The sequence below is a fragment of the Edaphosphingomonas fennica genome, from assembly GCF_003034225.1.
GTDB lineage: Bacteria > Pseudomonadota > Alphaproteobacteria > Sphingomonadales > Sphingomonadaceae > Sphingomonas_E > Sphingomonas_E fennica.
Window position 1 is genome coordinate 140198 of record NZ_PHHF01000076.1, and the last position, 21132, is coordinate 161329.

Here is a 21132-nt window from a genome sequence, read left to right on the forward strand (position 1 = left end):
GGTTAGACATTCGGGGCGGATTGCGTCGCACGGGTGGGCGTGCCGGGATTTTTGTGGGATTGATATCGATCATGTCCGGACCGGACCCCTTCGCCGACATCGTGCCGCCCAACCGGAGCGAGGCGATGTTCAATGGAGCATTCCATTCGGCGGTGATCGGCATGGCGCTGGTCGGCCTTGATGGGCGGCTGATCCGGGTCAATCCCTCTTTCGCGGACATGCTCGGCTATCCCGCCGGGGAGCTGGAGGGCCAGCGCTTCCAGGCCGTCACCCACCCCGATGATCTGGCCGCCGATACGGAACAGTTCGAGGCGGTGCTGCGTGGCGATATCGATCATTACCGGCTGGAAAAGCGCTATCTGCGCAAGGATGGGAAGGTGGCCCACGGCATGCTGAGCGTATCGGTGGTGCGCGACGCGGGCGGCCATGCGGAGCTTTTCGTCTCGCAGATCGAGGATATCGGCGCGCGCAAGCTCGCCGAACGGGCGGCGCGGGAGGAGGCCGAACGGCTGGCGCTGGCGTTCGAGGTGATGGAGGGCGGCCCCTGGCAATATGACATCGCCGGCGGCGTCTTCACCATGTCCTCCTATCTCACCCGCTTCGTCTGCGGCGACGGCCATGGCGGAATCGATGCCGATGACTTCCAGGCCCGCATCCATCCGGACGATCGCCCGGCGGCCAGCTTCATGGCGCTGCTGGCCAATGAGACGGACCGGGCCGTCGCCCATTTCCGCATCCGCGTGCATGACGACGAATATCGCTGGGTCCGGTCCACCGCGAAGCTGCTGCGCGACGGCGCCGGCCAGCCGGAAAGCATCGTCGGCATCACCATCGACATCAACGAGGAGCGCAGCCGCCAGGCGCGCCTGCAGATGGAAGCGGAAAGCGATCCGCTCACCGGCCTGCTCAACCGTCGCGGCTTCGATCGGCGGGCTGCGGCCGGCTGGGGCGGGCTGGTGCTGATCGACCTCGATCATTTCAAGGCGGTCAACGACGGCCACGGCCATGCCGTCGGCGATGCCGTGCTGTGCGAGGCCGCCCGGCGGATACGCGCCACCGTCCGCGCCGGGGATATCGTCGCCCGGCTGGGCGGGGACGAGTTCGCCGTCCTTCTCGTCGAGGACGAAGGAGGCGATCATGCGGCCCTTGCCGAACGCCTGCTGGCCGCGTTGCAGGCGCCCTATCTGGTGGATGGCGCGCGGATCGCGGCCAGCGCCAGCATCGGCGTCGCCCCGCGCAACCATGGCGGGGAAGCCGCCGCCGGCCTCCTCGTCCGCGCGGACGCCGCGCTCTACGAGGCGAAGCGCGGCGGCCGGGCGGGCTGGCGCATCGCGGCCTGACGCCCGATCGCCGGAACGGCTGAGGCCGCTTGCGGGCTGCCGCCTACGCCGCGGCCGCGCTCTGCTCCGCCTCGCGCAGCACGTTGCGCTGGATCTTGCCGGTCGCGGTCTTGGGCAGTTCGGCGGCGATGCGGATGGCGCGGGGCACCTTGTAGGCGGCAAGCTGATCGCGGCAATGGGCGATCAGCGCCGCCTCGTCCGCCGCGGCGCCGGGCCGCAGCGAGACGTGCGCCACCACCGTTTCGCCGCGATAGGCATCCGGGGCGCCCACCACGGCCGCCTCGCGCACCGCCGGATGGGTGTGGAGCGCATCCTCCACCTCGCGCGGCCATACCTTGAAGCCGGAAGCGATGATGCAGTCCTTCTTGCGGTCGACGACGTAGAACCAGCCTTGCTCGTCCATGAAGCCGACATCGCCGGATCGCATCCAGCCATCGGTCAGCGTGGCCGCCGTCTCCTCGGGCTTGTTCCAATAACCGGCCATGATCTGGCGGCCGCGCATCCATATCTCGCCGGTCTCGCCGACGGGCACGGGCCGGCCGGCCTCGTCCGCCACCATCGCCTCCGTGCCGATGAAGGGGATGCCGACGGAGAAGGCGCCCGATGCGGGATCGACGGGCACCTCGACGCCCACCGGGCAGCTATGGGTGACGGAGGCCGTTTCGGTCATGCCGTAGGCGGCATAGACGGCGTGGCCGATCGTGTCGGCGATCGTGGCGCGGAGCGCGGGCGCGATCGGCGCGCCGCCGGAATCCATCCGCCGGAAGCTGGCGAAATCCTCGCGCGTCACCTCGCCCAGCCCGGCCAGCGCGTTGTAGGCGGTGATGGCGCCCACCGTCCATGTCGGCCGTTCCGCGCGGATGGTGGCGAGCGCCCTGGCCGGATCGAAGCGGCCGAACAGGATCAGCGTCGCCCGCGCCGCGATCGACAGAGCGAGGTGCATGACGAAGCCAGTGATGTGGAACATCGGCGCCACGCCCAAGATGCGGGCATCGCCGTCTATCCCATACCAGAGCGACATCGCCTCGCTGTTCCAGGCGAGGCTTTCGTGGCGGATCATGGCCGCCTTGGGAACGCCCGTCGTGCCGGAGGTGTAGAGCAGCAGGCCGAGGTCGTCCGGCGCGATGGCGGGAGAGGGTGGCGGCACCAGTTCTTCCGCCATCGCGGCGGCAAGGCTGCCGGGGAGGGCGGCGTCGCCCGGCCCGCCGTCCTCGGGCACTGTCAGCACCGGCCGGCCGCCGTCGCTGATGATCGCCAGCGCCTCGCCGATCGTCGCGGCATGGCCTTCGTGGCAGATCAGCAAAGCGGGGCGGCTGTCCTCGAACTGGCGGGCGATCTCGGCCGCGCGATACATGGGGTTGCCCGGCACCGGGATGGCGCCCAGCTTCCATGCCGCAACCGTCGCGATCGCGGCGGCGGGCACGTTCTGAAGGATGATGGCGATGCGATCCCCAGGCTTGACCCCGTGCGCGGCCGCCCAACCGGCCAGGCGATCGCTCTTGGCATCCAGCGCGCCGAAGCTGATGCCGCTGCCCGAAAAGCGGATCGCCGTCCGGTCCGCCGCATCCGCCACCGCCGCGCGGAACGCCGCCAGCATGTCGCCGAAGCGGGCCTGGTGGTCATGGGGTTGCCCTTCGGGGAAAAGCCTTAACCATGGCTTCGCCGCATAATGGTTCGCGGTCATCCTCTGCTCCATTGTATTTTGGCTGGCACCATCGCGCGCGCGAATCGGGGCCGCAATATCCAAATGGATAGGAAACTCGCCCTTCTTGGAGGTTTCACCTTTGAAAAGGCCATGCTAGGGCACAGGTAAAACCAGAACAGCGAAATAAGGTTGCACCTATGGTTGATTCGACGATCGGCGTGAAGGTTAGCGAGGAGCTTCGCCAGCGCCTCAAGGCGGCGGCGGCCGAAATCGCCCGCACCCCCCATTGGCTGGCGAAGAAATCGCTGATCGGCGCGATCGAGGCGATCGAGCGGGGCGATCACGGCATCGTCCAGGAAGGCCCCGCCGTTGCCGAGGAGGTGGAGCCCGTCGCCGCCGCCGATCAGGATGGCCCGCCCGCGCCCTTCATCCAGTTCGCCCAGACGGTGCAACCGCAGGGCGCGCTCCGGGCACGGATCACATCCGCCTATCGCCTGCCGGAACGGGAATGCCTGCCCTATCTGCTGGCCGAGGCGACGTTGAGCCCCGAGCAGCAGCGCCAGGCCACCGAAACCGCGACCCGGCTCGTCAGCGCGCTCCGCGCCAAGGGCCAGGGCGGCGGAGTGGAAGGGCTGATCCAGGAATATTCGCTGTCCAGCCAGGAAGGCGTGGCGCTGATGTGCCTGGCGGAGGCGCTGCTCCGCATCCCCGATCGCGCCACCCGCGACGCGCTGATCCGCGACAAGATTTCCACCGGCGACTGGCAGTCCCATGTCGGCCGCAGCCCCTCGCTGTTCGTCAATGCCGCGACATGGGGGCTGGTCGTCACCGGCAAGCTCACCTCCACCGCCAGCGAGAAGAGCCTGTCATCGGCGCTCACCAAGCTGATCGGGCGCGGTGGCGAGCCGGTGATCCGCAAGGGCGTGGACATGGCGATGCGGATGATGGGCGAACAGTTCGTCACCGGCCAGGATATCGGCGAGGCGCTGGCCAACGCCCGCAAGATGGAGGCGCGCGGCTTCCGTTATTCCTACGACATGCTGGGCGAGGCGGCGACCACGGCGGCCGATGCCGATCGCTATTATGCCGATTACGAACGCGCGATCCACGCGATCGGCAAGGCTTCGGGCGGGCGCGGCATCTATGAGGGGCCGGGCATCTCGGTGAAGCTCTCCGCGCTCCATGCCCGCTATTCCCGCGCCCAGGCCGATCGGGTGATGGCGGAGCTTTATCCCCGGCTGAAAGCGCTCGTCATCCTCGCGCGGGGCTATGACATCGCCGTCAACATCGATGCCGAGGAAGCCGACCGGCTCGAGCTGTCGCTGGACCTGCTGGAAGGGCTCTGCGCCGCGCCGGAGCTCAAGGGCTGGAACGGCATCGGCTTCGTCATCCAGGCCTATTCCAAGCGCTGCCCCTATGTGATCGATCATGTCATCGATCTGGCGCGCCGCACCGGCCACCGCCTGATGATCCGGCTGGTGAAGGGCGCCTATTGGGATAGCGAGATCAAGCGCGCCCAGGTGGACGGGCTGGAGGATTTCCCCGTCTTCACCCGCAAGGTGCACACCGATGTTTCCTACCTCGCCTGCGCGCGCAAGCTGCTGGCGGCGCCGGATGCGGTGTTCCCGCAATTCGCCACGCACAATGCCCGCACGCTCGCCAGCGTGATGGCGATGGCGGGCGGCAATTATTATGCCGGCCAATATGAGTTCCAGTGCCTGCACGGCATGGGCGAGCCGCTTTATGAGGAGGTCGTCGGCGCGGACAAGCTGAACCGCCCGTGCCGCATCTACGCGCCGGTCGGCACGCATGAGACGCTGCTCGCCTATCTCGTCCGCCGCCTGCTGGAAAATGGCGCGAACAGCTCCTTCGTCAACCAGATCGGCAATGCCGACGTGCCGATCGCCTCGCTCGTGGTCGATCCGGTGGAGGTCGCCCGCAAGATCGAGCCGCTCGGGTCCCAGCATCCCGCCATCCGCTCGCCGCGCGATCTCTACGGCCCGTCGCGGCCCAATTCGGCCGGCCTCGATCTCGTCAACGAACAGCGGCTGGCCTCGCTCTCGGCGGCGCTCCTCACCAGCGCCGCCACCGCCTGGCGGGCGGAGCCGGCGGATGAAGGCGGGATCGAACGGCCCGTCTACAACCCGGCCGACGGCCGCGACATCGTCGGCACCGTGTGGGATTGCACGCCGGTGATGGTGGACGCGGCGCTCGCCCGCGCCGTGCGCGAACAGGTGGTGTGGGGCGCCACGCCCGCGGCCGAGCGCGCGGCCTGCCTGCGCCACGCGGCGGACCTGATGGAAGCGCGGATGCCGATCCTGCTCGGCCTGATCGTGCGCGAAGCCGGCAAGTCCCTTCCCAATGCCATCGCCGAAGTGCGCGAGGCCGTGGATTTCCTGCGCTATTATGCCGATGCCGCGCAGGATTTCGCGGCGGATACGCATCGTCCGCTCGGCCCCGTCGCCTGCATCAGCCCGTGGAACTTCCCGCTGGCGATCTTCACCGGCCAGGTTTCGGCGGCGCTGGCCGCGGGCAACACCGTCCTCGCCAAGCCGGCGGAGGAAACACCGCTGATCGCGGCCGAAGCCGTGCGGCTGCTGCACGCCGCCGGCGTGCCGGCCGATGCGCTCCAGCTCGTCACCGGTGCCGGTGATGTCGGCGGGATGCTGACGGGCGACGCCCGGGTGCGCGGCGTCGTCTTCACCGGATCGACCGAGGTCGCCCGCCTCATCCAGAAGACGCTGGCGAAGCGCGTGACGCCCGAAGGCCATGCGGTGCCGCTGGTCGCCGAAACGGGCGGCATGAACGCGATGATCGTGGACAGCTCCGCGCTGGCCGAACAGGTGGTGGGCGATGTCATCGCTTCCGCCTTCGACAGCGCGGGCCAGCGCTGCTCGGCGCTGCGTATTCTCTGCGTGCAGGAAGATGTCGCCGATCGCACGCTGGAGATGCTGTGGGGGGCGATGAACGAGCTTTCGGTCAACAATCCCGATCGGCTTTCCACCGATGTCGGCCCGGTCATCACCGCCGAGGCGCGCGATCGCATCCAGGCGCATGTCGATGCGATGGCGGCGAGGGGCCACAAGGTCCGATCGCTGCCGCTGCCGGCCGAGACCCGCAACGGCACCTTCGTAGCGCCGACGATGATCGAGATCGACGCCGTCGCCGATGTCGAGCAGGAGGTGTTCGGCCCCGTCCTCCATGTCCTCCGCTACGCGCGGGAGGATCGCGATGCCGTGCTCGAACAGGTCAATGCCAGCGGCTACGGCCTCACCTTCGGCGTCCATTCCCGCATCGATGAGACGATCGCCCGGCTCACCGATCGCAGCCATGCCGGCAACATCTATGTGAACCGCAACATCATCGGCGCGGTGGTCGGCGTGCAGCCGTTCGGCGGGCAGGGGCTTTCGGGCACCGGCCCCAAGGCGGGCGGCCCCCTCTATGTGCCGCGCCTGCTCGCCAGCCGGCCGGCGGTGGAGCGGCCGGGCCTATCGGCCGATCCGGCGATGCTCGCGCCCTATGAAGCCTATGCCGATTGGCTGCGCGATGCCGGCCATGGCGAGGCGCTGGCCGTCTGCCAGGCGCACAGCCGGGGCGTGCCGCTGGGCGCGCTGGCGGAGCTGCCGGGGCCGGTGGGCGAGCGCAATCTCTACCGTCTGGAGCCGCGCGGCACGATCGCGCTCATTCCGTCCTCCACGCTGGGCCTGCTCGTGCAGCTCGGCGCGGCGCTGGCGACCGGGAACGATGTCGTCGTCGAAAGCGGCCAGCCGGTGCTCGCCATCCTCGAATGCCTGCCGTCCGATCTTGCCCGGCGGGTCCATCGCACGGGCGACTGGGCGGCGCGCGCCGATCTGGGGGGCGTGCTGTTCGAAGGCGATGCCGATGCGCTGATCAAGGTCAACGCCATCCTCGCGGAACGCCCCGGCCGGATCGTCACCGTCCAGGGCGCCACGCCCGCGGATCTCGCCTCGGGCCGCTCCACCTACAATCTCGATCTGCTGCTGGAGGAAAAGTCCGTCAGCACCAACACCGCTGCGGCGGGCGGCAACGCCACGCTGATGGCGATCGGCTGAGCCTCGCCGCCCTTCCGCCGCCCGCTCCGTCTGGAAAGCGGGCGGCGGGGAGGGGCCTCATCCTTCCTGCCAGCCGCCGCCCAGCGCGCGGAACAGATCGACCTGCGTGGTCACGATCCGGGCATCGGCCTCGGCCAGCGCAGCCTGCGTCTCGGCGAAGGTCCGCTCCGCATCCAGCACGACGAGGAAGTCGACACGGCCTTCGCGCTGCTGGGCACGCGCGATGCGGGCGGCGATCTCCGCCTGGTCGCGGGCGGATTGCAGCGCGGTCCGCCGGTCGAGCGCGTGGCCGTAGGCGGACAGCGCCGTCTCGGTCTCCTCCAGTGCGCGCAGCACCGTCCCGTCGAAGGTGGCGAGCGCACCCTGCGCGTCGGCCTCGGCCCCCTGGATGCGGGCGCGGGTGGCTTCCTGGTTCAGGAAGTTCCAGTTCACCAATCCGCCCACCAGCCAGCCGAGCGGCCCGGCGCCGAAGATATTGCCGAAGCTGTTGCCGGTGGAGCTTACCGATCCGCCCAGCGTGATCCGGGGATAGAGGTCCGCCGTCGCCACGCCGATCCGCGCGGTTTGCGCGGCCAGCCGCCGCTCGGCCGCCCGCACGTCCGGCCGGCGGGCGAGCAGGGCGCGCCCGTCGCCCACCGGGATCGGCTTTTCCAGCCGCAGCGTCGTGCCGCGCGCCTGCGCCTCCGCCGGCAGCTCGGAAGGCGCACGGCCGGTCAATGTCGCCAGCCGGAAGCGGGCGGCGTCGCGCTCGGCCGCCAGCGGCGGGATCAGCGCCTTCTGCTGGTCCCGCAGCGCCAGCGCGCGGGATACGTCCAGCCGCGTGCCGCGCCCGGCTTCCAGCCGCTTGGCGGTGAGGGAGGCGGTCTGGTCGATCAACTCGACGATATGCTCGGCCACGCCCAGCCGCTCGGTCGCGCTGTTGAGGTCGGCATAGGCCCGCGCCGTCTCGGCCGCGACCGCGACGCGCACGGCGTCCCGCTCGGCCTCCGCCTCGGCCACGTCCGCGCGGGCGGCCTCGACGTTGCGGCTGATCCGGCCGAACAGGTCGACCTCGTAGGAGATGTCGAGCCCGGTATCGACCTGCCAGTCCTCGCGGTCGACGCCCGCCGGCCGCTGGATCGCCGGAAGCCGGCCGTAATTGGCGCCGAAGCCGGCATTGGTCTGCGGCAGCCGATCGCCCTTCACGCCGCGCAGCGAGGCGCGGGCCTTGGCGATGTTGGCGACGGCGACGGCGACGTCCTTGTTGTTGGCGAGCGCATCCTCGACCAGCCGGTCGAGCACGGGATCGTCATAGAGCCGCCACCAGCGGCCGTCCGTCGCCGCATCCGCCGTCACGGCGGCGGGCTGGCTCAGGAAGGCGCCCTGGGTGGGCGCCGCCGGCAGCGGCGCCACATAATCGGGGCCGACGGCGCATCCGGCGAGCGCCAGGGCGGCGAGGCTGGAGAAGGCAAGGTTGCGGAGACGGTTCATGGTCGTCCTCCTCATTCGGCGGGTTGCAGGGTGGCGGCGGGATCGTCCGCCGGGCGACGGCGAAGCCGATCGCCCAGCGCGCGGGCCGCCACGTAGAAGACGGGGGTGAAGATCAGGCCGAAGCCGGTGACGCCCAGCATCCCGAAGAACACCGCCGTGCCCAGCGCCTGCCGCAGCTCGGCGCCCGGCCCGGAAGCGATCACCAGCGGCAGCACGCCCAGGATGAAGGCGAAGCTGGTCATCAGGATCGGCCGCAGCCGGGTTTCGGCCGCCTGCACCGCCGCGTCCACCACGCTCCGGCCCGCTTCCTCCGCCTGCTTGGCGAATTCCACGATCAGGATGGCGTTCTTGGCGGCCAGCGCGATCAGCACGACCAGGCCGATCTGCGTCAGGATGTTGTTGTCCAGCCCGCGCAGGTTCACGCCCGCCAATGCCGCCAGCAGCGTCATCGGCACGATCAGGATGATCGCCAGCGGCAGCACCAGGCTTTCGAACTGGGCGGCCAGCACCAGGAACACGAACACCACGGCCAGGGCGAACACGACGGCGGCGGTATTGCCGGCGGCGCGCTGCTGATAGGCCATGCCGGTCCATTCCCAGCCATAACCGGCGGGCAGCGCCTTGGCGACGGCGGCCTCCATCCCGTCCAGCGCCTGGCCGGATGAATAGCCCGGCGCATTCTCGCCCTCCACCTCGATCGCGGGATAGAGGTTGTAGCGGGTGACGCGATACGGCCCGGTCCGGTCCTCGAAATTGGCGACCGCGCCGATCGGCACCATCGCGCCCGAATTGGACCGGGTCTTGAGGTTGGCGATGTCCGCCACGCTCGTCCGCGATGTTCCCTCCGCCTGCGCCGTCACCCGGTAGGTGCGGCCCAGAAGGTTGAAATCATTGACGAAGGAGGAGCCGAGATAGACCTGCAGCGCCTCGAACACGCGGGCCGGGGCCACGCCCAGCATATCGGCCTTGGCGCGATCGATATCGGCATAGATGCGGGGCGATGACGGATCGATCTTGGTGTGCACCATGGCGAGGCCCTGGGTCTTGTTGCCCTCGCCGATCACCCCGCCGGTGGCCTTGTAGAGCTCGGTAAAGCCCTGGCCGCTGCGGTCCTGCACCATCATGGAGAAGCCGCCCGCCGTGCCGATGCCGCGGATCAGCGGCGGCGGCACGATGAAGATGGTGGCGCCGTCGAACTCGGCGGCCGCCTTGCGCAGCTCATCGGCGATGCCCTGCGCGGTCAGGCCCAGCTTCTTGCGCTCGTCGAAAGGCTTCAGCACGATGAAGGACGCGGCCGAATTGGGCGCCTGCGTCTGCGAAGGCGCGTCGAACCCGGCGAACATCACCGCGCCCTCGGTGCCGGGCACCTTCAGCAGCCGCTGCGACAATTGCCGCATCAGCGTGTCGGTGCGCTCCAGCGAGGCGCCGGAAGGCAGGCGCACGGCGGCGAGATAATAGCCCTGGTCCTGCCACGGCACGAAGCCGGCGGGCGTCGCCCAGAATAGCGCGCCGGTGAGCGCGATCAGCCCGGCATAGATGGTCAGCATCTTCCTGGGCGCCGTCACCAGCCGGCGGACCAGCGCGCCATAAGCGGCGGACATCCGATCGAACCCGCGGTTGAACGCATCGCCCGCGCGCGCCGCGATGCCCCGCCAGCCGTGGGTCGGCCGGTGATGGCCGGACTTGAGCAGGCGGGCGGCCAGCGCCGGCGAGAGAGTGAGCGACAGGATCAGCGAGATCACCGTCGCGGTGGAGATCGTCACCGCGAACTGGCGGTAGAACTGGCCCGAAATGCCGGTGATGAACAGGGTCGGCACGAACACGGCCAGCAGCACCAGCACGATGGCGACGAGCGCGGTCGAAACCTCGTCCATCGACAGGCGCGACGCCTCGAGCGGGCTCAGCCCGCGCGCGATGTTGCGCTCGACATTCTCGACCACGACGATCGCGTCGTCGACGACGATGCCGATCGCCAGCACCATGCCGAACAGCGAGAGGTTGTTGAGCGAATAGCCCAGCCCCGCCAGCACCGCGAAGGTGCCGATCAGCGATACCGGGATGGCCAGCACGGGCACGATGGCCGCGCGCCAGCTCTGCAGGAAGACGAGGATGACGAGGACGACGAGGATCACCGCCTCGATCAGCGTGTGGTTCACCGCCTCGATCGATTTCTCGATGAACTCGGTCGGGTTGTAGACGGACTTATATTCCAGCCCCTTGGGGAAGGACTTGGCCAGGGTCCGCATCTCGGCGCGCACCTCCTCGGCGGCGGCGAGCGCGTTGGAGCCCGGCCGCTGGAAGATGCCGATGTGGATGGCGGGCTTGCCGCTCAGATAGGCGTTGACGCTATAGTCCTCGGCGCCCAGCTCCACGCGGGCGACGTCCGAAAGGCGCGTCTGGCGGCCCTCGGCGTCGGTCTTGATGACGATGCCGGCGAACTGCTCGGGCCGGTTGAGGCGGCCCAGCGTCTCCACGCCCACCTGGAAGGCGGCGCCCATATTATAGGGCGGCTGGCCCACCGCGCCGGCGGCGACCTGCACGTTCTGGGCGCGCAGCGCCGCCACGATCTCGCCCGCCGTCATGTTGCGGGCGGCCGCCTTGCCGGGATCGATCCAGATGCGCATGCCGTAGTCGCGCGCGCCGAAGATGCGCACGTCGCCCACGCCGTCGATGCGGCTCAGCCGGTCGCGGATCTGGGTCAGCGCATAGTTGGACATATAGGCCTGGTCGAGCGACCCGTCCGGCGAGATCAGGTTCACCACCATCAGGAAGTCGGGCGACGTCTTGCGGGTGACGACGCCCTGGCGGCGCACCTCCTCCGGCAGGCGCGGCTCGGCCAGCGCGACGCGGTTCTGCACCAGCACCTGCGCCTGATCGAGGTCGGTGCCCAGCCGGAAGGTGACGGTGATCGTCAGGCGGCCGTCGCCGGTGGACTGGCTCGACATGTAGAGCATGTCGTCGACGCCGTTGATCTCCTGCTCCAGCGGGGCGGCGACGGTATCGGCCACCGTCTCGGCATTGGCGCCGGGATAGGTGGCGCTCACCGTCACGGTCGGCGGCACGACGTCGGGATATTGGGATATGGGCAGCGCGAAATAGGCGATCGCGCCGATGATCGTGATGATCACCGCGATCACGCCCGCGAAGATCGGGCGGTCGATGAATATGCGGGATATGCGCATGGCAAGTCTTCCCTGTTGGGCCGCTTCGGGGAAGCGCCCCTTGTCCTGTCATCCGCCCGTTCCGGGGGATCGCCGGGGCCTGGCCTTCAGGAAGGCGTCAGGCCCCGGCGCGATATCCCTCCGGCGCGGGCGCGGTTCGGTTCGTTTCCCTCAGCGGACGGTGAAGGTCGCCTGCGATGCCGGGGGGGTGATGGGCCTGCCGTTCGACGCCGCCTTCACGGCCTCGACCTTGCCGGCCCGCGTCTGCACCGTGGTGCCGGGCTGGGCGAGCTGCATGCCGCTGATGACCACGCGGTCCCTGGCGGCGATGCCGCTGCGGATGATGCGGAGGCCGTCCACCACAGCGCCCAGCTCCACCGGGCGGGCGACGACCGTGCCGTCCTGCTGCACCACCAGCACCACCTTGCGGGCCTGGTCGCTCACCACCGCGCTGTCGGGCACCAGCAGCGCCGGCCGCGCCTGGCCGCCGGAAAGCCGCATGTTGCCGAACATGCCCGGCGTCAGGAAATGATCCGGGTTGGGGATCACCGCGCGGCCCCGGATCGTCCCCGAATTGGGATCGATGCCGTTGTCGGTGAAGTCGATGCGGCCGTTCCAGCGATAATCGGTCTCGTCCTGCAGGCGCACCTGCACGGTCGTTTCCTTCTCGCCCGCCTGCGCCAGGCGCTGCGCCTTCAGGTAGAGCGCCTCCGATCCATCGAAGGTGAAATAGATCGGATCGAGCGCATAGACCGTCGTCAGCAGCGTGGCCGATCCGGCATTGTCGCCGGCCACGAGGTTGCCGATGTCGGCGCGGCGATCGGATACGCGGCCGGAAATCGGCGCGCGCACCTGGGTGAACTCCACGTCCAGCGCGCGGGTGCGCACGGTCGCCTCGGCCGCCGCGACGGCGGCGTTCGCGGAACGGACGGCGGCGCGCAGCGAATCGATCTCCTCGGCGGAAACGGCTTCGTCGGCGATCAGCCGTTCGGCGCGGGCCAGCTCGCTGCGGGCCAGCGCGGCGGCCGTGCGGGCGGATGCGGCGCGCGCCTGCGCTTCCGCCATCGCGGCGGTGAAGGGGCGGGGATCGATGGTGAAGAGAAGCTGGCCCTTGCGGACGAAGTCGCCGTCCTTGAAGTGGATGCCGGTGATCTGGCCCGAAACGCGGGGCCGGATCTCCACCGCCTGGCTGGCGGCGAAGCGGCCGATATAATCGTCCCACTCGGTCACGCTGCGTTCCACCGGCGTCGCCACCGTCACCGTGGGGGCGGAAGGCGCGTCGGCGGAGGCGGGGGTGCCGCCCATCATCATGTGGCCCACGCCCAGCAGGGCGGCCACCGGCAGGCCGACCAGCGCCGCCAGCCGCACGCGGGAGCGGCGCGGCGTGAAGGGCGGCACGGCCGCCGGCGCCGCGTCGGCAGGCACCGGCACCACCTCCGCGCGGTCCGTGAAATTCTCGTTGCGGCTGTCGAAGGTCATGCGAGGCTCCCCATGGCGCTGCTCGGCCGCGCATCGTCGATGATGGCCAGCAGCATGTCCGCCTGGAACGCGCTGAAGCCGGCCGCGACGAAGCGGGCGATTTCGTGATGATCGATCTTGCGGCGCCGCAACCGGGCGGTCACCGCGAAACGGCGAAGGGCTTCCAGCCGTTCGTTGGCAAGCGGGCGGGGGGCCTCGATGCCGAACAGGCGGTGGCGCAGCCTGGCCCACCAGCCGTCCGGCGCCAGGCTTGTCGTGTCGTCATGCGCGGCAAGCCCGATCACCGACCATTCGGCCCGATCGAACAGGTGGAACGCCTTGCTGGCGGCAACAGGCTGCGTGCCCGTGGCGGCGGCCACGGCGAAATCCATGAATGCCATTGTCTGTCTCCCTGCGATGCGGAGGTGGACCCTCTCGTCACCGCTGCCGATCCTGCGGGGACCGGCGCTTTCCCATGGCAGGCAACATATTGCAGCGCGGCAGCCAGGTCATTTCAGACGAAGGTATGTCCTTCGGCGCGTTGGTTTATGCGCATCATACGAAGGTTTATGTTGAAGGCCGCCGGGCTGATTCCCATGGCTGATTTCGCCGGTGCACAACGGGTTGCGATCCGCCGCCGGATTGGACTAAAACGGGAACGAATTTCTGAAAAAGTGGGGGCAATCGGATGAGCGAGACAGCGATCGTTCACATCGTCGAGGATGATGAGTCGCTGCGCGCCTCGCTCGACAGCCTGTTCCGATCGGTCGGGCTGGCGACGCGGCTCTACGGATCGGCGCGCGCCTTCATGGAAGCCGATCGGCCCGACGCGCCCGGCTGCCTCGTGCTCGATATCCGCCTGCCGGGGATGAGCGGGCTGGATTTCCAGGCGCAGCTCCAGGAATCGGGCGTGCGCCTGCCGGTGATCCTGATGACGGGTTTCGGCGATATTCCCATGTCCGTCAGGGGGATGAAGGCCGGGGCGGTCGATTTCCTGACCAAGCCGTTCCGCGATCAGGATATGCTGGATGCGGTCGCCACCGCGATCGAGCGGGATACGGCGCGCCGCGCGGCGGAAGGCGACGCCGCCGATCTTCACGGGCTGTTCGGCACGCTTTCGCCGCGCGAACGGCAGGTGATGGCGCTGGTCACGGCGGGCAAGATGAACAAGCAGGTCGCCGGCGATCTCAACCTCAGCGAGATCACGGTGAAGATCCATCGCGGCCACGCCATGCGCAAGATGGGCGCGCGGTCGCTGGCCGATCTCGTCCGCATGGCCGAGGCGCTCCAGCTCCGGCCGGACGGCACCGTCGAGCGGCCGGCCTGACGGTTTTCAGCCTTGCTGCGGGCTTGAATCGCGGAAATGAGTGTGATTCACACTTCCGTATGATTCACAGGGGGACGGGGCTTGCCCATATCGGCATTCACGGGGCGGCAATTCATGCGGGCGCATGATCGCCCGTCCCCTGTGGAACGCCCGATGCGAGGCCCGATGTGACGAGTGCGAAGTCCCTGCCCATGATCGTGATCGTCGATGACGACGATTCGCTTCGTGCCGCGACGCGCAGCCTCGTCCGCTCGCTGGGCTATGAGGTCCATGATTACGGCAATGCCGAGGATTTTCTGGCGTCCGGCGATGCCGATCGCGCCGCCTGCCTCATCACCGACGTCAACATGCCGGGCCTGAGCGGCATCGACCTCAAGCATGCGCTGGCGGGGCGGGGCTGCTCGCTGCCCGTCCTGCTGATGACCGCCAGCACCGACGAGAATATTCTCGATCGCGCGGCATGCTGCGGCGCCATCCGCACGCTGCGCAAGCCCTTCGACTGTCGCGACCTGATCGACACGCTCGAAGCGGCCGTCGCCGCTCCCTGATCCGTCCAGTCCATCCGTCATTCGAAAAAATTGGCCGGGGTGCGGGGAGGCGCCCCGGCCAAGTTATTTCGCGTCACGGCGGAGAGGGGGCCGTAGCCCGCGGAGCGACTAGGGGATCGCCCCGGTGAGATGAGCATTATTGCGACTCGTTCTTAATTGCAAGAGAAATTCTGCCGCATCGCCGGAGCATTCCGCCCAGCCGCGATGATTTGCCCGCTCGACAGCCGAGTCCGGCCCGCGTTAAGGACATTTCGGATGCGCATGTGCATCCGTGTAGCGAACGGCTTGGAATCGGGCGGGGTAATGCGATGAAGCCTTGGATGGTGCTGGCTGATCGCACCGCCGTGCTTTTCCTGGGGGTGGCGGCCGGCGTCGCGATCGGCCTGTCCTTCGCTTATGGCGGGCACCCCTGGCCGGATACCGCCGCGATCGACGAAGGCGTGCCCGCCATCGTCCCGCCCGCGAAGGGGCCGGGGGCGGAGCCCGCTTTGCCGGCGACGGGGGGCAGGGGGCCGGCCACGGCCGCCGTCACGCTGCCCGATCATTCCTCCTCGGCCGCGATCGACTGCTCCATGCCCTTCCAGCAGCAATTGCTGGATACGCTGGCCGGCGGCGGCAAGGTGCGCGTGGGCGTGTTCGGCGACAGCTTCGGCGACGGCCTCTGGTCGGCGCTCTATCGCCAGCTTCCCGCCAAGGCCAATTACCAGGTCGTCAAATATAGCCAGCAGTCCACGGGCTTCACCCGCTATGCCAGCCTCAATATCGAGGAGCATACCGCCCAGCAGCTCGCGGCGGACGGCCCGGTCGACATCGCCGTCATCTCCTTCGGCGCCAACGATACGCAGGGCGTGTGGGCCGGCGGCAAGGCGGCGCGCCTGCTTTCGCCCGAATGGAAGCGGGTGATCGGCGAGCGGATCGACGGCCTCGTCAACCTGCTGCGCGCGCGCGGCGCGATGGTCTACTGGGTCGGCCTGCCCAAGATGCGCAAGGACAGCTTCGACGCGGATATCAGCGCGATGAACGCCTTCTATGCGGATCGGATGCGCGCGCTGAACGTGCCCTTCATCGATACCGCGCCCCTTTCGGTGGACGAAAACGGCGCCTACGCCCCCTATCTGCCGGACGGGCCGGAGAAGAAGCGCACGCTGATCCGCGCCAATGACGGCATCCACATGTCGATGACGGGCTATGTCCGCATCACGCGCGGGCTGGCGGAACGCATCCGCAACTATGTGGATACGGCGCGCAGGTCCGTCGCTGAGGGGGCCGTCCCCGCCGCCGGGCAGGCCGGCGTTTCATGATGGTTCCGATCCTGGCGCTTGCCGCCGCTGCCGCCGCCGGGCCGAACTGCGCCGAGGGCCTGTGCAACATTCGCGGGCTCGAACCCTTCTTCGACAAGCTGGAACGCCAGCCCCGCAACCAGGCCGGCAAGCGCCCGGTCCACATCCTCCAGATCGGCGACAGCCACACCGCGGGCGATACGATCACCGGCGCCTGGCGGGAGGTGCTGCAGGCGCGCTACGGCGGCGGCGGGCGCGGCGTGCTGGCGGCGGGGCGGCCCTATCAGGGCTATCTCACCCAGGGCATCACCGCGCAGATGTCCTCGGGGTGGCGGATATCCTCCACCTTCGGCTCGGCCTCCGCGCCGCCGCGCCCGCTGATGGGCGTTTCCGGCTTCAGCCTCACCTCGCAGCAGCCGGGGGCGGAGATGTCGCTCACCGCCGATGCGGGGCAGATGTTCGATCGCTTCGTGCTCTGCGCGGTCGCGGCGCCGGGGGCGGGCGCGCTCACCATCCGCATCGGCGCGCGGACGGAACGGATGCAGCTTGCGTCGGCCACGGAACGCGCGGAATGCCGCATGGTCTCCGTCGACCAGCCGTCCTTCACCGTCACCGTGACGGCGGAGGACCGCCCGGTCACGATCACCTCCTGGGCCACCTTCCGCGACAATGGCGGCATCGCGCTCTCCAATGTCGGCGTGGTCGGTTCCCAGCTCCAGCATTTCGCGCGGACGGACGATGCCGTCGTCGCGGAGGAGCTTCGCGCCTACCGCCCCGACCTGATCGTCATCGAATTCGGCACCAACGAGGGCTTCTCGCCGGTCTTCCGGCCGAACGAATATGAGATCACGCTCCGCAGCCAGATCGGCCGGATGCGCAGGCTCGCGCCCGGCGTGCCGATCCTGCTGATCGGCGCGCCCGATGCCAGCAGCCGCCGGCCGGAGATGCTGATCAACGCGCCCGGCCCCGCGCCGCGCCCCTGCGCGGAACCTTCGGGGCCGATCAACGCCTCCATCCCGCCGGGGCAGACCCGGATCGGCACCGGCCGGCTCGATAACCTGCTCGCCGATATCAGCGCGGGCGACAGCGCCGATGCCGGCCAGGACGGCGCCGATCCGGTGGCGGCTCCGCCCGCTCCCCCGCCGCCCGCGCCGGCTCAGATAAGCTGGTCGGTCCGCGCCAATCCGTTGTTCCCGCCCGCGGGCCTGCGCGCCGTGCGCGATGTCCAGCGCCGCGTCGCCGGCCAGCTCGGCATCGCCTTCTGGGATTGGGAAGCGCGGATGGGGGGCGCATGCTCTGCGGTCAAATGGGTGAAGGGGGATCCGCCCCGCATGCGCGGCGATTATGTGCATTTCAACTCGGCCGGCGGGCGCGACATCGCCCAGCGGCTGAACGCCGATCTGGAACAGGCCCGCACGCTGCTGAGCGCGTCGCGCTAGATGCTGTTCCCCACGCTCACCTTCGGGCTGTTCTTCCTCGCGACCTATGCGGTGATCTGGGGCGTCGGCCGCGCGAACGAATGGCGCAAGATCCTGCTGCTGCTGGCAAGCTGGATCTTCTATGGCGCCTGGGACTGGCGCTTCGTCGCGCTGCTGATCTTCTCCGCCTTCCTCAACTGGGGCACGGCGGCGCTGATCGCGCGGACGGACGAGGAATATGAACCCGGCCGGCGCAAGGCGCTGCTCGCCTTCGGGGTCGCCGCCAATCTCGGCATCCTCGGCTTCTTCAAATATTATGATTTCTTCCTGGAACAGCTCGGCCTGCTGCTCGCCCATTTCGGGTTCGAGCGGGATATGCCCCTGCTGGAGATCATCCTGCCGGTGGGGGTCAGCTTCTTCACCTTCCAGGGCATGTCCTACCTGATCGATGTCGCGCGGCGGAAGGTGCCGCCGGCCAGCCTGCTGGACATGACCCTGCTCATGTCCTTCTTCCCGCACCTCGTCGCCGGGCCGATCGTGCGCGCGTCCGATCTGATCCCCCAGTTCCGCCGCACGCCGAAGCTGGAACGCGGCATGGTGGCGATGGGGCTGCTGCTGATCGTCTGGGGCCTGTTCAAGAAGGCGGTGATCGCGTCCGAGCTTTCGGTGGGGCTGGTCGATCCGGTCTTCTTCGATCCGTCGGCCCATTCCAGCCTCGATCTCGTCATCGCGGCCTATGGCTATGCGGTGCAGATCTACTGCGATTTCTCGGCCTATAGCGACATGGCGATCGGGCTCGCCGCCCTGCTCGGCTATCGCTTCCCCTATAATTTCAACCAGCCTTATCGCGCGAGATCGCTCCAGGATTTCTGGCGCCGCTGGCACATCAGCCTGTCGAGCTGGCTGCGCGACTATCTCTATATCTCGCTCGGCGGCAGCCGGGGCGGGCTGGCCAGGGCCTGCCGCAACATCATGATAACGATGCTGCTGGGCGGCCTGTGGCACGGCGCGAAATGGACCTTCCTGATCTGGGGCGGCCTCCACGGCATCGTCCAGGTGCTGGAAACGCTGTGGCGCAAGCTGCGGCCGGCGGGCTGGCCGCATCTGCCGGCGGCGCTGGCGATCGTCGCCACCTTCCATATCGTCACGCTCGGCTGGATATTCTTCCGCGCCGATACGTTCGACGGCGCGATCGCCTTCCTGGACGGCATCGGCCGGGGCGACTGGGGATCGACGATCGCGACGCCGCTGGCCATCGGCCTCATCCTGTTCGGCATGGCGATCCACTTCACCCCGCCGACGCTGGCACAGGGGATCGCGCTCCGCCTCCGGGGCGTTCCCGCCATCTGGCTGGGGCTTGCCACCGGCGTGGTGATCCTGCTGATCGATGCGATGCGGTTCGAAGGGGTCGCGCCCTTCATCTATTACCAATTCTAGGGCCGGGGAGGCGAGGGCATGAGCGAAGACCATCATCCATCCCCGGTCGATCTGCCCGGCGGCCCGGATTTCCACGGCCGGCCGCTGCGCTGGGCGACGATCGCCATCGCCGTCGCCACGCTGTTCCTCGGCCTGTTCAACGCCACCGCGATCAACGGCTGGGCGGTCGAGCTGGCGCCCACGCCGCTGAGCGCGCGGATCGTGGCGGCGACGGAAGCGTGGGAGGAAACCACCGAGGCGATCGGCATCGCCGCGCCGCGCGCCTGGCTCCATGCCCGCTGGAAGGCGCTTCAGACGGCGCGGTTCAAGGGGCAGGAAAAGGCGGAATAGCCAGCCGCCACCTGCCGCCATGCCGACGAAAGCCTGCATCCATTGGCCGCAGCGCCGGTCCTGCGGATGCAGGCCGGACGTCGATGGACCCCGATTTTCGTCAGGGTGACGAGATGCTCGGAAGCCGCTGACCCCGCAACCAGGCCGCTATTGTCATGCTGACGAAAGCCAGCATCCATTGGCCGCAGCATTGGCAGCCAGAAGCGAGCCCGGCGCCGACGCGCCCTGGCTTTCGTCAGGGTGACGAGTTCTGATTTGACGGGCCAGCCCGCCCCTCAATCCTGGAACGGATCGCGCACCAGGATGGTGTCGTCGCGCTCGGGGCTGGTGGAAACCAGCGCCACCGGGCACTGGATCAGCTCCTCCACCCGGCGGATATATTTGATCGCCTGCGCCGGCAGGTCGGCCCAGCTCCGCGCGCCCGCGGTGGACTGGCTCCAGCCTTCGAACACTTCATAGACCGGCTCGACGCGGGCCTGATCCTGCGGATGCGGCGGCAGATAGTCGTAATGCCGGCCGTCCAGCATGTAGCCGGTGCAGATCTTCAGCTCCTCGAACCCGTCCAGCACGTCCAGCTTGGTCAGCGCGATGCCGGTGATGCCCGACACGGCGGCCGACTGGCGCACCAGCACCGCATCGAACCAGCCGCAGCGGCGCTTGCGGCCGGTGACGGTGCCGAATTCATGGCCGCGCTCGCCCAGCCGCTGGCCGGTCTCGTCGGTCAGCTCGGTGGGGAAGGGGCCGGAACCGACGCGCGTCGTATAGGCCTTGACGATGCCGAGCACGAAGCCCGCCGCCGAAGGCCCGAGGCCGGAACCGCCGGCGGCCGTGCCGGCGATGGTGTTGGAGGAGGTGACGAACGGATAGGTGCCGTGGTCGACGTCCAGCAGCACGCCCTGCGCGCCTTCGAAGAGGATGCGGTCGCCGCGCTTGCGGGCTTCGTCCAGCGTGCGCCACACGGGCTTGGCATAAGGCAGGATGAAGCCGGCGATCTCGGCCAGCTCGGCCATCAGCGCGGCGCGGTCGATCGGCGGCTCGCCGAAGCCGGCGCGCAGCGCGTCATGGTGGGCGCAGACGCGGTCGAGCTGCAGGTCGAGATCGTCGAGATGGGCGAGGTCGCACACCCGGATCGCGCGGCGGCCCACCTTGTCCTCATAGGCCGGGCCGATGCCGCGCCGGGTGGTGCCGATCTTGCCCGCGCCGCTCGCATCCTCGCGCAGGCCGTCCAGGTCGCGGTGGAAGGGCAGGATCAGCGGGCAGGTTTCGGCGATCTGGAGGTTGTCGGGCGTCATCTCCACGCCCTGTCCGGCCAGCTTGGCCACCTCGTCGCGGAAGTGCCACGGGTCCAGCACCACGCCGTTGCCGATCACCGAAAGCGTGCCGCGCACGATGCCGGACGGCAGCAGGGAGAGCTTGTAGACCTTCTCGCCCACCACCAGCGTATGCCCGGCATTGTGCCCGCCCTGGAACCGGACGACGCAATCCGCGCGCTCCGCCAGCCAGTCGACGATCTTGCCCTTGCCTTCATCGCCCCACTGGGCGCCGATGACGGTGACGTTGGCCATGCTACTCTTCTTTCTAAAGCGTCATGCCGAACATGCTTCGGCATCCATCGCGTCAGGCAGCGCCTAGCGCCGAAATGGTC

The 21132-nt window shown here is 68.9% G+C and carries 15 protein-coding genes; 9 read left to right on the top strand and 6 right to left on the bottom strand.

The window, feature by feature from the left end; all coding sequences use genetic code 11:
- The first annotated feature begins 71 nt into the window (after positions 1–71).
- On the top strand, positions 72–1340 hold the full coding sequence (locus CV103_RS18695) for a diguanylate cyclase (protein ID WP_236626815.1): 1269 nt from the start codon (positions 72–74) through the stop codon (positions 1338–1340).
- A 43-nt stretch (positions 1341–1383) separates the two neighbouring features.
- Here CV103_RS18695 and CV103_RS18700 read toward each other — a convergent pair whose 3' ends face one another.
- Complete coding sequence (locus tag CV103_RS18700; RefSeq protein WP_107395898.1) at positions 1384–3024, bottom strand: AMP-binding protein; 1641 nt, start codon at positions 3022–3024, stop codon at positions 1384–1386.
- 158 nt (positions 3025–3182) lie between these two features.
- On the opposite strand from CV103_RS18700, the gene putA reads away from it, so the two are divergent.
- Complete coding sequence (gene putA, locus CV103_RS18705; RefSeq protein WP_107395787.1) at positions 3183–7058, top strand: trifunctional transcriptional regulator/proline dehydrogenase/L-glutamate gamma-semialdehyde dehydrogenase; 3876 nt, start codon at positions 3183–3185, stop codon at positions 7056–7058.
- 57 nt (positions 7059–7115) lie between these two features.
- Here putA and CV103_RS18710 read toward each other — a convergent pair whose 3' ends face one another.
- The 4 genes from CV103_RS18710 to CV103_RS18725 all read right to left on the bottom strand — a co-directional run bounded on the left by CV103_RS18710 (position 7116) and on the right by CV103_RS18725 (position 13548).
- Entirely contained in the window at positions 7116–8528 is a 1413-nt protein-coding gene (locus tag CV103_RS18710) for an efflux transporter outer membrane subunit (protein ID WP_015460207.1), read from the bottom strand.
- An 11-nt stretch (positions 8529–8539) separates the two neighbouring features.
- Positions 8540–11710, bottom strand: a complete 3171-nt coding sequence (locus CV103_RS18715) for an efflux RND transporter permease subunit (RefSeq protein WP_107395788.1) — start codon at positions 11708–11710, stop codon at positions 8540–8542.
- Positions 11711–11860: 150 nt separating this feature from the next.
- Positions 11861–13168, bottom strand: coding sequence for an efflux RND transporter periplasmic adaptor subunit (locus CV103_RS18720; protein ID WP_107395789.1), 1308 nt, complete (start codon positions 13166–13168; stop codon positions 11861–11863).
- Positions 13165–13548, bottom strand: coding sequence for a hypothetical protein (locus tag CV103_RS18725; protein WP_015460210.1), 384 nt, complete (start codon positions 13546–13548; stop codon positions 13165–13167). The genes CV103_RS18720 and CV103_RS18725 overlap by 4 nt, the downstream gene beginning before the upstream one ends.
- 74 nt (positions 13549–13622) lie before the next feature.
- On the opposite strand from CV103_RS18725, the gene CV103_RS23115 reads away from it, so the two are divergent.
- The 7 genes from CV103_RS23115 to CV103_RS18755 all read left to right on the top strand — a co-directional run bounded on the left by CV103_RS23115 (position 13623) and on the right by CV103_RS18755 (position 19487).
- A complete protein-coding gene (locus tag CV103_RS23115) occupies positions 13623–13751 on the top strand; it encodes a hypothetical protein (protein ID WP_269078675.1) in 129 nt (42 codons plus the stop codon).
- Between the two features lie 84 nt (positions 13752–13835).
- The gene (locus CV103_RS18730) at positions 13836–14474 is read left to right on the top strand and encodes a response regulator transcription factor (RefSeq protein WP_015460211.1); all 639 of its coding nucleotides are present in this window, start codon (positions 13836–13838) and stop codon (positions 14472–14474) included.
- A 167-nt stretch (positions 14475–14641) separates the two neighbouring features.
- The gene (locus CV103_RS18735) at positions 14642–15022 is read left to right on the top strand and encodes a response regulator transcription factor (protein ID WP_015460212.1); all 381 of its coding nucleotides are present in this window, start codon (positions 14642–14644) and stop codon (positions 15020–15022) included.
- Positions 15023–15342: 320 nt separating this feature from the next.
- Positions 15343–16323 carry an SGNH/GDSL hydrolase family protein gene (locus tag CV103_RS18740; RefSeq protein WP_107395900.1) on the top strand — a complete coding sequence of 327 codons (981 nt, stop codon included), beginning with the start codon at positions 15343–15345 and terminating at the stop codon, positions 16321–16323.
- Entirely contained in the window at positions 16320–17741 is a 1422-nt protein-coding gene (locus CV103_RS18745; protein ID WP_211314423.1) for a GDSL-type esterase/lipase family protein, read from the top strand. The genes CV103_RS18740 and CV103_RS18745 overlap by 4 nt, the downstream gene beginning before the upstream one ends.
- On the top strand, positions 17742–19157 hold the full coding sequence (locus CV103_RS18750; protein ID WP_107395791.1) for an MBOAT family O-acyltransferase: 1416 nt from the start codon (positions 17742–17744) through the stop codon (positions 19155–19157).
- Between the two features lie 18 nt (positions 19158–19175).
- Positions 19176–19487, top strand: a complete 312-nt coding sequence (locus tag CV103_RS18755) for a hypothetical protein (protein ID WP_015460216.1) — start codon at positions 19176–19178, stop codon at positions 19485–19487.
- A gap of 275 nt (positions 19488–19762) precedes the next feature.
- Here the strand turns inward: CV103_RS18755 and CV103_RS18760 are convergent, their stop codons facing one another.
- On the bottom strand, positions 19763–21052 hold the full coding sequence (locus tag CV103_RS18760) for an adenylosuccinate synthase (RefSeq protein WP_015460217.1): 1290 nt from the start codon (positions 21050–21052) through the stop codon (positions 19763–19765).
- Between the last annotated feature and the right edge of the window lie 80 nt (positions 21053–21132).

Excerpts from the sequence above, each read along its gene's own strand:
- CV103_RS18695 (WP_236626815.1), top strand. The coding sequence starts at position 72 with ATGTCCGGACCGGACCCCTTCGCCGACATCGTGCCGCCCAACCGGAGC.
- CV103_RS18700 (WP_107395898.1), bottom strand. The coding sequence starts at position 3,024 with ATGACCGCGAACCATTATGCGGCGAAGCCATGGTTAAGGCTTTTCCCC.
- putA (WP_107395787.1), top strand. The coding sequence starts at position 3,183 with ATGGTTGATTCGACGATCGGCGTGAAGGTTAGCGAGGAGCTTCGCCAG.
- CV103_RS18710 (WP_015460207.1), bottom strand. The coding sequence starts at position 8,528 with ATGAACCGTCTCCGCAACCTTGCCTTCTCCAGCCTCGCCGCCCTGGCG.
- CV103_RS18715 (WP_107395788.1), bottom strand. The coding sequence starts at position 11,710 with ATGCGCATATCCCGCATATTCATCGACCGCCCGATCTTCGCGGGCGTG.
- CV103_RS18720 (WP_107395789.1), bottom strand. The coding sequence starts at position 13,168 with ATGACCTTCGACAGCCGCAACGAGAATTTCACGGACCGCGCGGAGGTG.
- CV103_RS18725 (WP_015460210.1), bottom strand. The coding sequence starts at position 13,548 with ATGGCATTCATGGATTTCGCCGTGGCCGCCGCCACGGGCACGCAGCCT.
- CV103_RS23115 (WP_269078675.1), top strand. The coding sequence starts at position 13,623 with ATGGCAGGCAACATATTGCAGCGCGGCAGCCAGGTCATTTCAGACGAA.
- CV103_RS18730 (WP_015460211.1), top strand. The coding sequence starts at position 13,836 with ATGAGCGAGACAGCGATCGTTCACATCGTCGAGGATGATGAGTCGCTG.
- CV103_RS18740 (WP_107395900.1), top strand. The coding sequence starts at position 15,343 with ATGGTGCTGGCTGATCGCACCGCCGTGCTTTTCCTGGGGGTGGCGGCC.
- CV103_RS18745 (WP_211314423.1), top strand. The coding sequence starts at position 16,320 with ATGATGGTTCCGATCCTGGCGCTTGCCGCCGCTGCCGCCGCCGGGCCG.
- CV103_RS18750 (WP_107395791.1), top strand. The coding sequence starts at position 17,742 with ATGCTGTTCCCCACGCTCACCTTCGGGCTGTTCTTCCTCGCGACCTAT.
- CV103_RS18755 (WP_015460216.1), top strand. The coding sequence starts at position 19,176 with ATGAGCGAAGACCATCATCCATCCCCGGTCGATCTGCCCGGCGGCCCG.
- CV103_RS18760 (WP_015460217.1), bottom strand. The coding sequence starts at position 21,052 with ATGGCCAACGTCACCGTCATCGGCGCCCAGTGGGGCGATGAAGGCAAG.